Origin of the sequence: Paenibacillus hubeiensis (assembly GCF_032334105.1) — a bacterium.
In the GTDB taxonomy this organism is placed as follows: Bacteria; Bacillota; Bacilli; order Paenibacillales; family Paenibacillaceae; genus Paenibacillus; species Paenibacillus hubeiensis.
Window position 1 is genome coordinate 812,885 of record NZ_JAVYAE020000001.1, and the last position, 15,483, is coordinate 828,367.

A 15,483-nucleotide genomic window follows, 5' to 3' on the forward strand; every position below is an offset into this window, starting at 1 on the left:
GTCTCCGAATCGCATATGTGAGCAATTAGGAAAATTCATTGCAGTCCAGTTGGGGCGGGATCTTTTCCGCTCCTTCTACACCGGTAATCATTACCGACAGCGCTGTAGTAAGATCGATCTCATACGGCTGAGCCAGCATCTGCCCATCGGCATCTTTCAACACCCTGATCCGCGGGCGCTGCGGGATGCGCGGATGAATCGCGGACACTACCCCGACTTCGCCCGTACTGAGCATAACGGATATACCGATCGGGTAAATGGCCACGCAATCGCGAAATTTTGCCAGCATCCATTGTTCGTAGAGCGTTCCCGAACCCGTGTATAACACTTCAACGGCCTGATGGGGCAGCAAGGCCTGCTGGTACACCCGGTTGCTTGTCATCGCATCATAAGAATCGGCGAGTGCCAGCCATTTGGCATACTCATGAATCTCGTTTCCTTTCAAACCGAAAGGATAACCGCTGCCATCAATCCGTTCATGATGCTGCAGTGCGCAATGGGCGGCCAGAAGCGGGATTCCGGGTTCATCTTTCAGAATGCGGTGTCCATATGTAGTGTGCTGCTGAACGATTTTGAACTCCTCATCACTCAATCTGGCAGGCTTATGCAGAATTTCTGCCGGAACCTGGGTTTTTCCGATATCGTGCAGCAGTGCGCCAAGCCCGATCTCCGTCAGCTGATGCCTTGTATACCCCGAAGCCACACCCAGTACCAGGGTATAGACACATACATTGAGAGAATGATTGTATAGATCAAAATCGCTCGTGTTCATGTCCATCAGCATGATCATCGCTTCCTTCTGGCCGCCGATATCGTCCAGAATTGAATCCATCAAACCGCTGAACGCTTTGCCGAAATGCGGCATCCGGCTCTTTGTTTTGACCGTCGACATGTTCTGGAACTGCTTTCTGATCTCCACCAGGGCCCTGCGCCTCGTGTCTTCGTGCAGCATGTCGGGAACGATAATGTCGTCCGTGGCCGCGTCCTTGATATATACATAGCCGATCCCCAACTCTTTGAGGCGTGCAATCAAGCGACTGGTTAATTCGACCCCCTCACTAAGCAAGACCAAACCTTCTTCACTAAATATTCGTTTTCCCAGCTTCATGCCAGGCTGCAATAGGTTTATATGTACCAGACGCACAGCCTATCCTCTCCCGCTCCGTAGATGTAATTGCCAACAGCCGCCGTTATAGCAGAAGGCAAGTCTCGTTAAATATGTTGCCAGCGGGTTCGCAAACATTCGTCCAGCGCCCCTGGTCTTTTCAGTTCCGTTTCAATCAAATCGCGTATGAATTCGGGAAGACGGTACCTCGTCTCTGTTCCTTGGGCGAGGGAGGGATACCCTACATTAAACGTAAACATGTCCAAGGTCCCTATCACGATTTCCTCTTCGCCGCCAAGCGGTTCCCCGTCCAGGGAGATCGAACGGATCCGTTCATATGGACCACCATCAGGGTCAAAAGTGATCTCTAATCCGTCCACGCATAACGTGCCAAGAATATTCCCGCGGAACCCGAATCCGATAATCGGCTTGTCCGTGTACTCAGGCAGCAGACACTGCTCCAAAGCCTCCCGGAGATGACGGCCTTTTAACACTATTGTACAAGCATTGATCGGAGATGGACATAGGGAATGCAACATTCCTTTCGTAATGTCGCCTGAAGGCAAATCACCCAGCAGTTGGCCCGCGTTGACTACCGAAACCCGCGCGCCGGTAAAGCGGCGCACGGCTTGGGCCAGCAGATTGGCAAAGGGGGATTCGTGCACGTAATCGATGGCTAGCGTCCTGTCGCTAATAACCGCGGTCTGCCGAAGCGCTTCATTGGCAGCCATCTGGTCCGTTTCGATCGCGAGCACCACCTTTTCCTCCAGCAGCGATCTGTCGACCGGAACGCAGCCGCCGTGCACCAAAACCGGCCTTCTCGATTCCGCTTTGCGTTCGAGCACCATTTTACCCAGCCACTGACCGAATTTCCCACCAGCTCCGAGCGCCGTCCCGCCAATGATCAAAGGCTCCTCCAACACGTGATGGGTATGTCCGCCCAAAATGAGATCGATGCTATCCGTCTGCTCGGCCAGCCTGCGGTCCGTGGACAGTCCCAAATGGGACAGCACGATGACGACATCCACCTCGGGACGAATCGCCTCGGCCTGTTTACGAAGCGTTTCCACCGGGTCCAGCACATCCCAGCCAAGCAATTCGTAAAAGGACGTAAACGGCGCCGTAGCACCTAATAGGCCGATTCTGAAACCGCCTTTATCCACGATCAGGGAGGGCTTCATCCAGGCAGGAGGGAGGCCCGTCCGTTGATCCAGAACGTTTCCGCATACGACCGGACACTGCAAACCCGAATAGGACTTGGCCAGCTGCTCCGGCGTAAAAGTCAAACCTTCGTTGTTGCCAATCGTAATGGCGTCATATCCCGTCAGATTGATCACGTCGACGTTCGCCGACCCCAGTGTTCCTTCCGTTTCCACCGCCATGCGATCCATGTGGTCCCCTATATCCAAAACCAAAAAGGCTCCGGCTTCGCGCCGTTCCCGTTCAATCATAGCGGCGATGGAACTCATGGAATCAAAATGACTGTGAATGTCGTTGGTATGAAGTATCGTTAATCGCTCATTTTCCATCAGGCTCATCCTTCCGCCAATTATAGGTCTTGACATGCGTATATTCCTCTAATAGATAAGCATAACATTTTCGGCGTCGTTATGATATATTGAAAGGGTTTAGAGATCAAAAAGAGGTGAACTCCAGCATGAAATTGAAAATTCAGTTATTTGCAGGCATTGCCGAACGAATCGGCACGTCTGTCCTTGAACATGACTATCCCGGGGAACAGCCCACGGCTGCCTCGTTAAAAGAAAGCCTTGCCCTCGCCTATCCTGAGGCGGCTGCGCAAATCCGCTCCGCTTTTCTGGCCGTCAATCAGCAGTATGCCCCGGCGAGTGCAGCAATCCAGGCTCAGGATGAGCTTGCATTGATTCCGCCTGTATCCGGAGGAGACGGCTCCGATGCATCGCCTGACCAGCCCGCCATCACCGCCGCCGAGCACCGGACGCCGGATGGCATGTACATGATCACTTCCTCCCCTTTATCCGTCGAGGCCACGACCAGACTGGTGATCACCGCAAACCATGGAGCAACGCTGACTTTCGTTGGCACGACGCGTGAAATGACGGGAGAACAACGAACGGTTCATCTGGAATACGAAGCATATGTTCCGATGGCCTTATCTCAAATGGCGGCCATCGGAGCGGAAATTTCCGAACGCTGGCCTGGCGTGCAGTGTGCGATCAGCCATCGCATAGGTAAAGTGGATGTCGAGGAGATTAGCGTTGTCATTGCGGTGTCCTCTCCGCACCGCAGCGATTGTTATGATGCCAGCCGTTATGCGATCGAAAGGCTGAAGCAGGCCGTACCGATCTGGAAAAAAGAAATATGGGAAGATGGTGCTGAATGGAAAGGGCACCAACTAGGTCCATGGGACCCTACCAAAAACCTTGATAATTAGTCTTTCCATCTCTTGAAAGCTCACATGGATCAGTAAATAAGTCGTTGTCAACCCATTTTTTTCTTGTTATTATTACTATATGTGTCGATATAAGTCGAGGAAAAGGTGGTTTATACGTGAGAGTGCATGTTACTGATCTTAAACCTGGCGATCTGTTAAAAAGCGATGTATACAACAGTACAGGTCTCCACATGCTGATGAAAGGTTCCACACTCAGCGAAGACGATATTTTCAAATTGCTGCAACATGGAATCGATTATGCAGATGTAGAGCACACAGCATCCAACGAACACTCTGATGCACAAACCTTGCCTTCCGATCAAACCCGTCGGTTACAAACTCTGTTTGACGATACGATCAAAGGTACTGAAGTGTTATTCAAACAAGCGCTGGAGAAAGGGTTCATTGACGATGAGCAGGTGAATGAGATCGTCGTTCCCCTCACCACCCAACTGGAAAAACAAAAAGACGTTGTTTCCCTTCTCCTGATGCTGGATGGAGACAATGAATACACATATAACCATTCGCTGCAAGTAGGTATGCTATCATTCTACATCGCCTGCTGGATGGGATACGATCCGGATGAATGCCTCACCGTAGCCAAGGCAGGCTACCTGCATGACATCGGGAAATCAAAAATCCCTGCTGAAATTCTACATAAACCAGGCAAGCTGACTTACGAAGAATTCGAAGAGATGAAGAAACATACCTCTTATGGATATGAGATTATCAAGAAATCCACGCAAAGCGAAATTCTTGCTACCGTAGCGCTGCAGCATCATGAACGCGAGGATGGCAGCGGATATCCTTTGGGCCTGAAGGGGGATGAAATTCATCCGTACTCCCGCATCACGGCTGTGGCAGACGTATACAGCGCGATGACCACAAACAGGGTATATCAGACTAAACAGGAACTGATTTCAGTTCTGTGCGAGCTGTACAGCCTCAGTTTCGGACAACTGAATGGGGAAGCCACACAGGAATTAATCAAGCATATGCTTCCGAATTTTATCGGCAAGCGCGTCCTGCTCTCTACAGGGGAAAACGGCCTGATCGTCATGAATAATCCTGCCGATTACTTCCGGCCACTGGTTCAAACTTCCTCCGCTTTTATCGATTTGGCCAAGGAAAGGGATATTGCCATTGTTGAAATTTATACGAATTAATCGATGACCGTCCAGCAAAACGCTATAAAGGGAAGCCTGACCACAGGCCTCCCTTTTTTAAATCCACGCTCGCTTCCGGCCCCTTCCTTCACACTTGCATACCACGCAGTCCATCGGATGAATTTAGGATGAATTTAGGACTCTACTTAGGCTGTTCCCCCATCGGACTGCGAAGTCACCGATAACCCTTTTTCTTTACGATACATGATCACCAGCATCCGCCAAAAATCATAACTGCCCGTCTCCGTCAGCATATATTTACGATAATAGTCATATGCGTCTTTTGCCCAGGCCGGACAGCTCATATTGGCTAACTTTTTCTGCTGCTCCACCCAAGCTGCCTGAGCATCCACCTTTTTCTGCAACGCCTCAAAGGCCAGCTTCTCTTCATTTGTCATGGGCGCATGCTCCTCCCCGTTCGTGCCGTATTCAGATTTCAAGTAGGCTTCCGGTTCCACTACACCGTCTTCACTAGCCGTATAGCCATAGGAAGGGGCGCTAGTTTTGCGTATTTCGTAGTGAAGGTGAGGGCCCGTGCTCTGCCCGGTGCTTCCCTGATTGCCGATCCGCTGTCCACGTTTTACCTTTTGGCCTGTCCGTACGCCAATGCTGGACAAATGGGCATAACAATGCAGGTAGCCCCGATGGTCCTCCAACGCTACTGTAAGGCCGTAACCGCCGAATCCCGAACCAGTAGCCCCCTCGGCAGCAAAACGCACAATGCCGTCCATAAATGCAAATACAGGCGCATTCCAAGGCACTTTGACCAAATCTATCCCCCGATGAAATGTCTGCCCTCCATGAAGAGGATGGATCCGATAGCCAAATGAACTTGTGACGCGGTATCCTTCGAATGGATTCATGCTCATGGAAATGGAATCACCATCCTTTTCGATTAGTAGATGCACATGTCCCACAATTTGACTGTGTTTTTGATCCTATTATACTCCCCATCTTCCTATGAAAAGCAAAAAAATAACAAAGTTACCCTGCCGATTTTTAAACGCAAAAAAGAACCAAGGGATATCCCTTGGTCCTGTTGGATGCCAACGATCGATTAACCGATGCTGCCTTCCATTTCGAATTTGATCAAACGGTTCATCTCTACCGCGTATTCCATCGGCAGTTCTTTGGTGAACGGTTCGATAAAGCCCATGATAATCATTTGCGTTGCTTCGGCCTCGGTCAATCCGCGGCTCATCAGATAGAAGAGCTGATCCTCGGATACTTTGGATACCGTTGCTTCATGCTCCAGCACAATGTTATCGTTCATGATTTCGTTGTAAGGAATCGTATCGGATGTGGACTCATTGTCGAGAATGAGCGTATCACATTTGATGTTGGCTTTGGCGCCTTCAGCCTGACGGCCAAATGAAGCCAGTCCGCGATACGTTACTTTACCGCCATGTTTACTGATCGATTTGGATACGATCGTGGACGTTGTATCCGGTGCAAGGTGAATCATTTTCGCCCCTGCATCCTGATGTTGGTTTTTGCCTGCTACCGCGATGGACAGAACGGAACCTTTCGCTCCGCGGCCTTTCAATACAACCGCAGGATACTTCATGGTCAGTTTGGAACCGATGTTGCCATCGACCCATTCCATCGTTGCATTTTCTTCGGCAACCGCACGTTTGGTTACGAGGTTGTAGATGTTTGGTGCCCAGTTTTGGATCGTTGTGTAACGAACGCGGGCATTTTTCTTACAGATGATCTCAACGACCGCACTGTGCAGCGAGTTGGTGCTGTAGATCGGAGCCGTACAGCCCTCAACATAGTGAACGAAGCTGTCTTCGTCCGCAATGATCAGCGTACGCTCGAATTGTCCCATATTTTCGGAGTTGATCCGGAAATAGGCTTGCAAAGGCACTTCGCATTTCACGCCTTTTGGAACGTAGATGAAGCTGCCTCCGGACCATACCGCACTATTCAATGCAGCAAATTTGTTGTCTGCCGGCGGAATGACCGTTGCGAAATATTCGCGCAAAATTTCTGGATGCTCTCTGAGCGCAGTGTCCGTATCCATGAAGATCACGCCTTGGTCTTCCAGTTCCTTTTGCATGTTATGGTATACAACCTCGGACTCGTACTGAGCGGATACCCCTGCCAGGAATTTTTGCTCTGCTTCAGGAATACCGAGTTTGTCGAACGTTTCCTTGATTTCGGAAGGTACCTCTTCCCATGTTTTCCCTTGTTTTTCGGAAGGACGAACATAGTATTGAATATCGTTGAAATCCAATTCGTCCAGATCTCCGCCCCATTTCGGCATTGGCATCTTTTCAAATTGTTTCAGAGCTTTCAAACGAAACTCCAGCATCCACTCCGGTTCGTTTTTGATCCGGGAAATTTCGGTGACGACTTCAGCCGTCAGACCTTTACCGGTTTGAAAGATGGATTTGTGTTCGTCGCGAAAACCATATTTGTACTCTTCCAATTCTGGTGCTTTTTTAGCCATCTTGCTCTACCTCCCTATCGTTATTGTACATTGTCCTCATCGTCAATTCCTTTGCGCAGTGCATTCCAGGCCAGAGTGGCACATTTGATGCGTGCAGGGAACTTGTTCACACCGGATAGGGCTTCGAGATCTTCATAATCGTCGAAATCAACTTCTTCCCCTTTCATCAGTGAGGAAAAACGGTTCGCCAGATCGAGCGCCTGCTCCATCGTTTTGCCTTGGATGGCTTCGGTCATCATCGACGCCGAAGACATGCTGATGGAACAGCCTTCTCCCGTGTATCTGGCCTCCTGAACGATTCCGTCCTTCAACATAAGCTGCAGTGAAATCCGGTCGCCGCAGGTTGGATTGTTCAAGTCCACCGTGACGGCTTCATTATCAAACGTTCCGCGATTGCGCGGGTTTTTGTAGTGGTCCATTATGACTCGCCGGTACAGATCATCAAGTTGCATCGCCAAAATACTCCTTTGTCTGGATTAAGGCGCTGACAAGCCGGTCCACATCTTGTTCGGTATTATACAGATAAAAGCTGGCGCGAGCCGTCGCGCTGACCTGCAGCCAACGCATCAATGGCTGGCAGCAGTGGTGTCCGGCACGAATGGCGACTCCGCTGGCGTCAAGCACGGTTGCCACATCATGCGGGTGAACGTCGCCCAGATTAAAGGTAACGACACCGACATGGCGTTTGGCAGGTCCATAGATGGTCAGTCCACCGATTTCAGACAGGCGTTCTGTGGCATACGCCGCCAGCACGCTCTCATGCCGGGCAATTTCGTCCATGCCGATCTGCTCCAGGAAGTCAATCGCAGCGCCAAGCCCTACTGCACCGGCAATAATCGGCGTACCGCCTTCGAACTTCCACGGCAGCTCTTTCCAGGTGGAATCGTAAAGACCGACATCGTCAATCATTTCACCGCCGAACTCGACGGGTTCCATGGACTCCAGCAGCGCCTTTTTGCCGTAAAGCGCACCAATTCCGGTAGGACCGCACATTTTGTGGCCGGAAAGCGCATAAAAATCACAATCCAAGTCCTGCACGTCAACCTTCATGTGCGGTGTGCTTTGCGCTCCGTCCACAACGATAACAGCACCGTTGCGATGCGCAATTTCGGCAATTTGTTTCACTGGATGGATGACACCCATCACATTGGATACATAAGCGATCGCGACAATTTTAGTATTGCCCGTGATCGTTTTCTCAACATCGGCCAGATCGATATTGCCGTCCGGCTGAAGCGGAATGTATTTCAACGTCGCTCCAGTTGCCTTGGCCACTTGCTGCCATGGAATCAGGTTGCTGTGGTGCTCCATCGCCGTAATCACGATTTCGTCGCCTTCCTTGCACACGGAGCGTGCATAGGAAGAAGCGACGATATTTAAAGCCGTCGTTGTGCCGCGGGTGAAAATGATCTCCTGCGTGCGACGGGCATTGATGAATTTGGCAACCTTCTCGCGAGCGCCTTCGTAGGCGTCCGTTGCCCGGCTTCCAAGCGTATGAACTCCGCGATGCACGTTGGAGTTCTCAAAATCATAATAATGCTTAATCGCATCGATAACCGACTGCGGTTTCTGCGACGTCGCCGCATTGTCCAGATATACGAGCGGGTGTCCGTTGATTTCCTGGTGGAGGATCGGGAACTGCTCGCGGATGGATGGGTTCATCGACCCAGCTTCCGTTCGATCAGGGATTGCAATTGGGTACGCAATGCTTCCAAAGGAATATCCGCCACCACCGGAGCTAGGAAGCCGATGATGATCAGGCGTTCCGCATCCGTACGGTTAATCCCGCGCGACATCAAGTAATGAACCTGCTCTGCATTGACTTGGCCTACCGAAGCTGCGTGACCTGCCGTTACGTCATCCTCATCGATCAGGAGGATCGGGTTAGCGTCTCCGCGTGCTTTCGGGCTCAGCATCAACACTTTCTCTGTTTGCTGTCCGTCCGCTTTGGTTGCGCCTTTTTCGATCTTCGTGATTCCGTTGATGATCGCCGAAGCTTCTTCGCGCATTACCGCGCGTGTGATCATTTGGGATGGCGTATTTTTACCGAAGTGACGTGCTTCGGTCGTGTAATTGATTTTTTGCGATCCGGAACCAACCGCGATCACTTTGGAATCGGAGTTCGAACCATTGCCTTTGAGCACGCTCATCGTGTTGCTCGCCGTATCTCCATTGTTCATTTCCCCGACGATCCATTCGATCGTTGCGTCGTTCTCCAGAACAGCGCGGCGGAACGATACGTCCGTCACTTGAGCATCCATTTGATGGACTGTCGCATAACGCACTTTCGCGCCAGCTTTGGCGATGACTTCTACGACGCCGTTATGGAATACAGGTGCAGACAGCTCGCTCGAAACATAGTTATCCACGTAAGTAACGGAGCTGTTCGTATCCGCAACAACCAGCACGTGCGGCGCAAATGTGGCAGAAGCATCATCGGTCAATAAAACGGCTTGCAGAGGCACTTCGATTTCCACGTTTTTAGGAACATAAAGGAATACTCCACCGTTCCAAAGCGCTGCATGCAGCGCAGCAATCGAATGCTCATCGGCTTTGACAGCCGTATTCAGGTACGGTTTCACCAGGTTTTCATGTTCACGAGCCGCCGTAGCGAGATCCGTGAAAATAACACCTTTGGCCGCGAGCTCTTCCGACAGTTTCGCGTATACGTTGCCGGAATTGCGCTGGATGACCAGACCGCCTTCGTTTTGATCCTGTACCAGGTCTTTGATGCTCGCAGGAGCATCATCCAGGGAAGTCAGGGCTTCCGCTGCTTTATATGTTCCATATTCGCTGATATTCCAGCGTTCGATTTTTTGCTTTTCCAGTTTGGGAAGCGCGAGTTCGCCTGCAAGCTTCAGTGCTTCAAGACGCTGCTCAGTCAGCCAGCCGGGTTCTTGATTGCTTTCCGACAAGGCGCGAAGCGCTTCAGATTCAACCGGAAGAATGGTTTGTGTAGTCATGAAATTTCCTCCTCCGTTTAGTCTTTACGCTTCTTGGCCTACAGTTTCGTCTGTAATTCCCAGTTCTTCTTTAACCCAATCGTAACCTTCTGCTTCAAGGCGTTCAGCAAGCTCAGGACCGCCGGATTTGACGATACGGCCTTGCATCATAACGTGAACGTAGTCAGGCGTGATGTAGTTCAACAAACGTTGGTAGTGAGTGATGATCAAGAAACCGCGATCTTCGCTCTTCATGGCATTGACGCCATTCGCTACGATTTTCAAAGCGTCGATATCGAGACCGGAGTCGATTTCGTCCAGTACGACGATTTTTGGATCAAGCAGCATCATTTGCAGAATCTCGTTCCGTTTTTTCTCACCGCCCGAGAAACCTTCGTTCAGGTAACGATGCGCAAATTCCGGGTTCATGTCGAGATCTTTCATTTTGCCTTCCATTTGACGAATGAACTTGATCAGGGAGATCTCGTTGCCTTCGCCGCGACGTGCATTGATTGCGCTGCGGAGGAAATCGGAGTTGGTTACGCCTGCGATTTCGCTCGGATATTGCATGGCCAGGAACAGACCGGCGCGTGCGCGCTCATCCACTTCCATCTCCAGCAGGTCTTCACCGTCCAGCGTTACGGTTCCATCGGTTACTTCATATTTAGGATGTCCCATCAATGCGGAAGCCAGCGTGGATTTACCGGTTCCGTTCGGACCCATGATCGCGTGGATTTCTCCACCTTTCATTTGCAGGTTGATTCCTTTCAGGATTTCTTTGCCTTCGATCTCCGCTTTCAGACCTTCGATGACGAAATTCGTAGCCATGTGTATTGTTTCCCTCCATTGGTAGAATTGATGTTAGCTGTCAAAACGAAAAAGCACCCATCATTGTATCTGAACAGGGCTTCCCCTGAATTTCCGGTTGTCTTCAACCATCAGCATAGAACTTTAGAATAATTCTAATCTGATTCTCACTGATTATCAAGACATTTCCTAAAGAAAGGATGTCTTTCCTTCAAACATTATTCTACATGATTCTATAATAAATCGGGACTTGAATCAAATTAGAATGCGGTGCCGCGGCAATTGAACAGTGAGAAAAATCACTGAAATTGACAAACGGCATCTTGGACCCTTTCTTTGTAAAGCCAAAAAAAGGACTTATCCAGATTATGGACAAGTCCTTTCCGCGTTAATCCGCTCGCAGCGCTTCTTCAATTCGCTTCACCCGTCTGTCATATTCCGCAACGTCCAGCACCGGCGTCATTTCGCGCAGCACCGGACCATTAGGAACGGAAATCCAAGATTTGCAGCCATTGTATTCGGGCAGCACAGGGATCTCCATCGGCTCATTCAGACGATATACGCGAAGCAGCAGCACATGAAGCGGATCTTTTCTTTTCCATTTTAAACGCGCTTCCGCAAAATCCGAAGTCCACATATGAAATTCTTGCAGTCGCTCCAGCGTTTCCTGATCCCGGATCTCAAGATCCTTCGTCACTTCGGCGTACGCCGTCAATTGGATCGCCTGCAGATCCGGGGACCACCCCGCCATGGATTCATCTACACGCGGTTGTTCTGCCGGCTTGATCAATTCTTTGCGTTGGTGCTCATAGGTCGGATACAAATAGAAAGCAGGGCTTTTCAGTTCGAAATGCCTCGTTTCCTCCACGATGCCGCCTTTGCGCATCACCAAAATTTGACGGCCGCTTTCCAGCTCTTTGATCGCAGAAGCCCATTCCTTCAGAGCCGGAGCCGTTGGTTGTGACATGTCGTTCCCCTCCCGAATCGGTCTTTGTCAGCAGTATAGATGCTTGGCGCATTTCTGACAACTTATCCTTTCGGAAGAGGAACCTTCAAGCCGGGTGAGTATTTATTATCCAAGGAACGAGCGCAGCATCCACATGTGTTTTTCCAGATCGGCCTTAAAGCCGGTCAACATGTCCGAGGTCGGTTGATCCTCCGCTTCCTCTGCAGCGTCAATGCCCTCCTGATACTCGTTCGACAGCGTTGCGAAATCCTCGATTAAATTCTGGACCATCGCGTTTGCATCTTCTTTTCCGGATGCCTCCTGAATGGTGGAGAGCTCCAGATACTCTTTCATCGTAGCGGCAGGGCTGCCTTTCAGGGTCAGCAAACGCTCGGCGATTTCGTCCATCTGTGCCGTAATTTCGTTGTAAAATTCCTCAAATTTCACATGCAATGTATAGAAATGCGGGCCTTTGACGTACCAGTGGTAGTTGTGGATTTTCACGTAAAGGACGTTCAGGTTGGCCACCTGACGATTCAGTATTTCTTGAACGGTTTTTGCTTGATTGGTTTTATTTGTTGTAGCCATGCATATCCCATCCTTTATCTAAAATTAGCCTGTCATGCCATGCTTCCCGGGTTCATGCGCGGGCACCACAGAGACTTTACCAATGATTCGTGATCTCCCGGGCACTTTCTCCGTCGGGCCTATCCTGATTTTACCCATGCTTCCCCGGGTTGAACCAAGCTTGAACGCCCTGCAGCAAAAAAAAGTACAAAAACGCGGGTATTTCCGATATACTGACACTTATACCAAGCAGAGAAGTAGGTTTTCTGTTTTCTTAACCATGGAGGTGGCATCCTTGACTCAATATCATCCATTGACTTCCCAAGACGCGATGGAACTCGCAAAAACGATACCCGGTCCATTCACGGCCGATTCCGAGTTGGAATGCCGCGAGATCGGCGACGGCAACCTGAATTTGGTTTTTCACATCACGGACCGAAACTCCGATAAAAGTATCATTATCAAACAAGCCCTCCCTTATGCGAAAGTCGTCGGTGAGTCTTGGCCCCTTTCCTTGGAGCGCGCCCGGATTGAAAGGGAAATTTTGCAGGAGCAATATCGCATTTGTCCGGGATCGGTCCCGGCGGTCTACCATTATGATGACGTTCTTGCTTTGACGGTGATGGAGGATTTGAGCGATCACACCATTATGCGCAAAGGCCTGATCGACGGCATGTCTTATCCGCTCTTCGCCCGCCATATCGGAGAATTCATGGCGCGGACGCTGTTTTTCACCTCGGACCTGGGCATGGATCAGAAATCGAAAAAAGAGAAACAGGGCCGCTTCATCAACCCTGACCAGTGCAAAATTACGGAAGACTTGATTTTCGACGAACCTTACCGCATTGCGGAAAAAAACAACTATGAAGCCTCCATCGAGGATGAGGCCGAAGCCCTTCGCACGGATGCAGCATTGCATCTTGAAGTTGCGCTGCTGCGGGAAAAGTTTTTGACCCATGGCGAAGCTTTAATCCACGGCGACCTTCACACTGGAAGCATCTTCGTTACCCCGGAATCGACCAAAGTCATCGACCCGGAATTTGCATATTACGGACCGATGGGTTTCGATATCGGCGCGGTGCTGGCCAATTTGCTGCTTCATTACGCTGCCGTGCCGGGGTGGATTCAGGATGACGCTGCCCGGAAGGTTCGCGAAATCGAAATGCTGGACATGGTACGGGATGTATGGACCGAATTCGAATCCCGTTTCCGTGCCTTATGGACAACCCATTTGCTCGATCCTGTGGCGAAAGCCCCGGGCTATGAGGATCATTATGTACAAAAACTGCTGCGTGACACTGCCGGTTTTGCCGGCGCCAAAATGGTCCGGCGCATCGTCGGCCTTGCCCACGTCGCGGATATCGACACGATTAAGGATGCCGCTTCCCGCGAGCGGGCCCAACGCAAATCGCTGGCCATCGGCAAAGCATTGATTAAAAGCAACCGCAGCTTGAATTCGATCGACGAACTGCTCGATACCGTGGCTGCGGCCGGATCCACGCTGGAACGCTAAAAACAGGAACGGGGGAACACCATGACAACAACCGATTATCAACCTCTGTCTTCCCTTATATGGAAACAGGACAAGCTTGAAATGCTGGATCAGCGACTGCTTCCCGAAAGCATCGTTATGCTGAAGCTGTACACGCCGGAAGAAGTATGGGAATCCATCCACTCCATGAAGGTCCGCGGAGCGCCAGCCATTGGCATCGCTGCTGCCTTTGGCGTGGTGCTGGGTGCCAAAGCTTATGACGGCTCATCCATCGAAGGATGGCTGGAACATGTCAAATCGATCTGCGCCCACCTGGCTACATCGCGTCCTACAGCCGTGAACCTGTTCTGGGCACTGGATCGCATGTTGAACAAAGCGCAGGAATTGGCTCAAGCCGGAGCCTCCATCGATGACGGCAGCGCCGCCTTGGAAGCGGAAGCCTTGTTGATCCAAAAAGAGGACGAGGAAGTGTGCCGTATGATCGGTGAAAATGCGCTGCCACTCTTCGAGCACGGCATGGGCGTGCTGACGCACTGCAATGCCGGCGGACTCGCTACGGCCAAATACGGTACGGCGACCGCGCCGATGTACCTTGCCAAGGAACGCGGCATCGAACTCAAGGTATTTGCGGACGAAACCCGTCCCGTGCTGCAAGGCGCACGCCTGACTGCATTCGAGCTGCAGCAAGCCGGCATCGACGTTACGCTGCTATGCGACAACATGGCCGGCATGGTCATGTCCAAAGGATGGATTCAAGCCGTTATCGTTGGTACGGACCGCGTGGCGGCCAATGGCGACGTAGCCAACAAAATCGGCACGTACAGCCTCGCCGTATTGGCGAAGGCCCACAATATTCCGTTCTATGTGGCAAGCCCGCTGTCCACCATCGACTTGTCCACGCCGTCCGGCGATCTCATTCCGATCGAAGAACGCGCAGCCGAGGAAGTCACCGAAGGATTTGGCAAACGCACGGCGCCGCAAGGCGTCAAAGTGTTCAATCCTGCGTTCGACGTGACCCCGAACGAATATGTAACGGCCATCATCACGGAAAAAGGCGTCGTGCGCGCACCGTTTAACGAAAACCTTGCCGCATTGTTTGCGGACGAGCAGGCTTAATAATAATAAAAATAAAGAAGGCTCCCCTCCGGGAGCCTTTTGTCATCATGTCGTAATTAAATCGAAATTAAATCATTTTCAATAGAGCTTCGACGCCGCTCATGCCCACGGTAATGCCCATCGCTTCGGCTTCGGTCGTTACCGATTCCATTGGCGCATGCAGCAGCTGATCCAACGTGCGTACGCCGACCGCACGGGCGGCAATGATTTTACGGTCCCCTAGCTTCTCATTCAGCAGCCCAACGTCCAAGGCACCACACATGATGTATCCCTTCGACGTATTTATCGTCAGCAAAGTGGTTTTGGGCAGCTTCACTTCCACGCCTGTCAGAACATGCCCTTCCACCACGATCGGTTCCATGGTCACCATCTGTTCGTTCCTCCTCTTCATCGCAGATCACGATAAAGTGTATGCCTGAATCAGGGCGGCTGTGTGGACATCTGCCCGGGTTTAATAAGATCTCGATGATGGGC

At 51.0% G+C, this 15,483-nt stretch carries 15 protein-coding genes; 4 read left to right on the plus strand and 11 right to left on the minus strand.

The genetic code is table 11. The features are described 5' to 3' along the window. Positions 1 to 25 precede the first annotated feature (25 nt). Both RSX24_RS03905 and RSX24_RS03910 read right to left on the minus strand, forming a co-directional pair. A complete protein-coding gene (locus RSX24_RS03905) occupies positions 26 to 1,108 on the minus strand; it encodes an HD-GYP domain-containing protein (RefSeq protein ID WP_343260059.1) in 1,083 nt (360 codons plus the stop codon). 104 nt (positions 1,109 to 1,212) lie between these two features. After that, complete coding sequence (locus RSX24_RS03910) at positions 1,213 to 2,643, minus strand: bifunctional metallophosphatase/5'-nucleotidase (protein ID WP_343260060.1); 1,431 nt, start codon at positions 2,641 to 2,643, stop codon at positions 1,213 to 1,215. A 119-nt stretch (positions 2,644 to 2,762) separates the two neighbouring features. Here RSX24_RS03910 and RSX24_RS03915 point away from each other — a divergent pair, with 119 nt between their 5' ends. Both RSX24_RS03915 and RSX24_RS03920 read left to right on the plus strand, forming a co-directional pair. Beyond that, positions 2,763 to 3,518 carry a molybdenum cofactor biosynthesis protein MoaE gene (locus tag RSX24_RS03915; protein ID WP_339277162.1) on the plus strand — a complete coding sequence of 252 codons (756 nt, stop codon included), beginning with the start codon at positions 2,763 to 2,765 and terminating at the stop codon, positions 3,516 to 3,518. Between the two features lie 116 nt (positions 3,519 to 3,634). Then, positions 3,635 to 4,684 carry an HD-GYP domain-containing protein gene (locus RSX24_RS03920; protein ID WP_236421166.1) on the plus strand — a complete coding sequence of 350 codons (1,050 nt, stop codon included), beginning with the start codon at positions 3,635 to 3,637 and terminating at the stop codon, positions 4,682 to 4,684. Positions 4,685 to 4,830: 146 nt separating this feature from the next. Here the strand turns inward: RSX24_RS03920 and RSX24_RS03925 are convergent, their stop codons facing one another. The 8 genes from RSX24_RS03925 to RSX24_RS03960 all read right to left on the minus strand — a co-directional run bounded on the left by RSX24_RS03925 (position 4,831) and on the right by RSX24_RS03960 (position 12,422). Then, entirely contained in the window at positions 4,831 to 5,553 is a 723-nt protein-coding gene (locus RSX24_RS03925) for a M23 family metallopeptidase (protein WP_290371504.1), read from the minus strand. A 188-nt stretch (positions 5,554 to 5,741) separates the two neighbouring features. After that, a complete protein-coding gene (gene sufB / locus RSX24_RS03930) occupies positions 5,742 to 7,139 on the minus strand; it encodes a Fe-S cluster assembly protein SufB (RefSeq protein ID WP_339277159.1) in 1,398 nt (465 codons plus the stop codon). A 20-nt stretch (positions 7,140 to 7,159) separates the two neighbouring features. Further along, the gene (gene sufU, locus RSX24_RS03935; RefSeq protein ID WP_236421164.1) at positions 7,160 to 7,591 is read right to left on the minus strand and encodes a Fe-S cluster assembly sulfur transfer protein SufU; all 432 of its coding nucleotides are present in this window, start codon (positions 7,589 to 7,591) and stop codon (positions 7,160 to 7,162) included. Then, positions 7,581 to 8,801 carry a cysteine desulfurase gene (locus tag RSX24_RS03940; RefSeq protein ID WP_339277158.1) on the minus strand — a complete coding sequence of 407 codons (1,221 nt, stop codon included), beginning with the start codon at positions 8,799 to 8,801 and terminating at the stop codon, positions 7,581 to 7,583. Before RSX24_RS03940 ends, sufU begins: the two co-directional genes overlap by 11 nt. Next, positions 8,798 to 10,102 (minus strand): Fe-S cluster assembly protein SufD, encoded by a 1,305-nt coding sequence (gene sufD, locus RSX24_RS03945; protein ID WP_236421162.1) that lies wholly within the window; start codon positions 10,100 to 10,102, stop codon positions 8,798 to 8,800. Before sufD ends, RSX24_RS03940 begins: the two co-directional genes overlap by 4 nt. A 24-nt stretch (positions 10,103 to 10,126) precedes the next feature. Further along, positions 10,127 to 10,909: a Fe-S cluster assembly ATPase SufC gene (sufC, locus tag RSX24_RS03950; protein ID WP_339277157.1), complete on the minus strand. Its 783-nt coding sequence runs from the start codon at positions 10,907 to 10,909 to the stop codon at positions 10,127 to 10,129. Positions 10,910 to 11,276: 367 nt separating this feature from the next. Next, on the minus strand, positions 11,277 to 11,855 hold the full coding sequence (locus tag RSX24_RS03955) for a DUF1802 family protein (protein ID WP_343259732.1): 579 nt from the start codon (positions 11,853 to 11,855) through the stop codon (positions 11,277 to 11,279). Between the two features lie 105 nt (positions 11,856 to 11,960). Beyond that, the gene (locus RSX24_RS03960) at positions 11,961 to 12,422 is read right to left on the minus strand and encodes a Dps family protein (protein WP_236421159.1); all 462 of its coding nucleotides are present in this window, start codon (positions 12,420 to 12,422) and stop codon (positions 11,961 to 11,963) included. 274 nt (positions 12,423 to 12,696) lie between these two features. On the opposite strand from RSX24_RS03960, the gene mtnK reads away from it, so the two are divergent. Next, positions 12,697 to 13,914 (plus strand): S-methyl-5-thioribose kinase, encoded by a 1,218-nt coding sequence (gene mtnK / locus RSX24_RS03965; protein ID WP_343259733.1) that lies wholly within the window; start codon positions 12,697 to 12,699, stop codon positions 13,912 to 13,914. 21 nt (positions 13,915 to 13,935) lie between these two features. After that, positions 13,936 to 15,009 (plus strand): S-methyl-5-thioribose-1-phosphate isomerase, encoded by a 1,074-nt coding sequence (gene mtnA, locus RSX24_RS03970; RefSeq protein ID WP_236421157.1) that lies wholly within the window; start codon positions 13,936 to 13,938, stop codon positions 15,007 to 15,009. A 67-nt stretch (positions 15,010 to 15,076) separates the two neighbouring features. Here the strand turns inward: mtnA and RSX24_RS03975 are convergent, their stop codons facing one another. Beyond that, positions 15,077 to 15,379: a YunC family protein gene (locus RSX24_RS03975; RefSeq protein ID WP_236421156.1), complete on the minus strand. Its 303-nt coding sequence runs from the start codon at positions 15,377 to 15,379 to the stop codon at positions 15,077 to 15,079. Positions 15,380 to 15,483 lie beyond the last annotated feature (104 nt).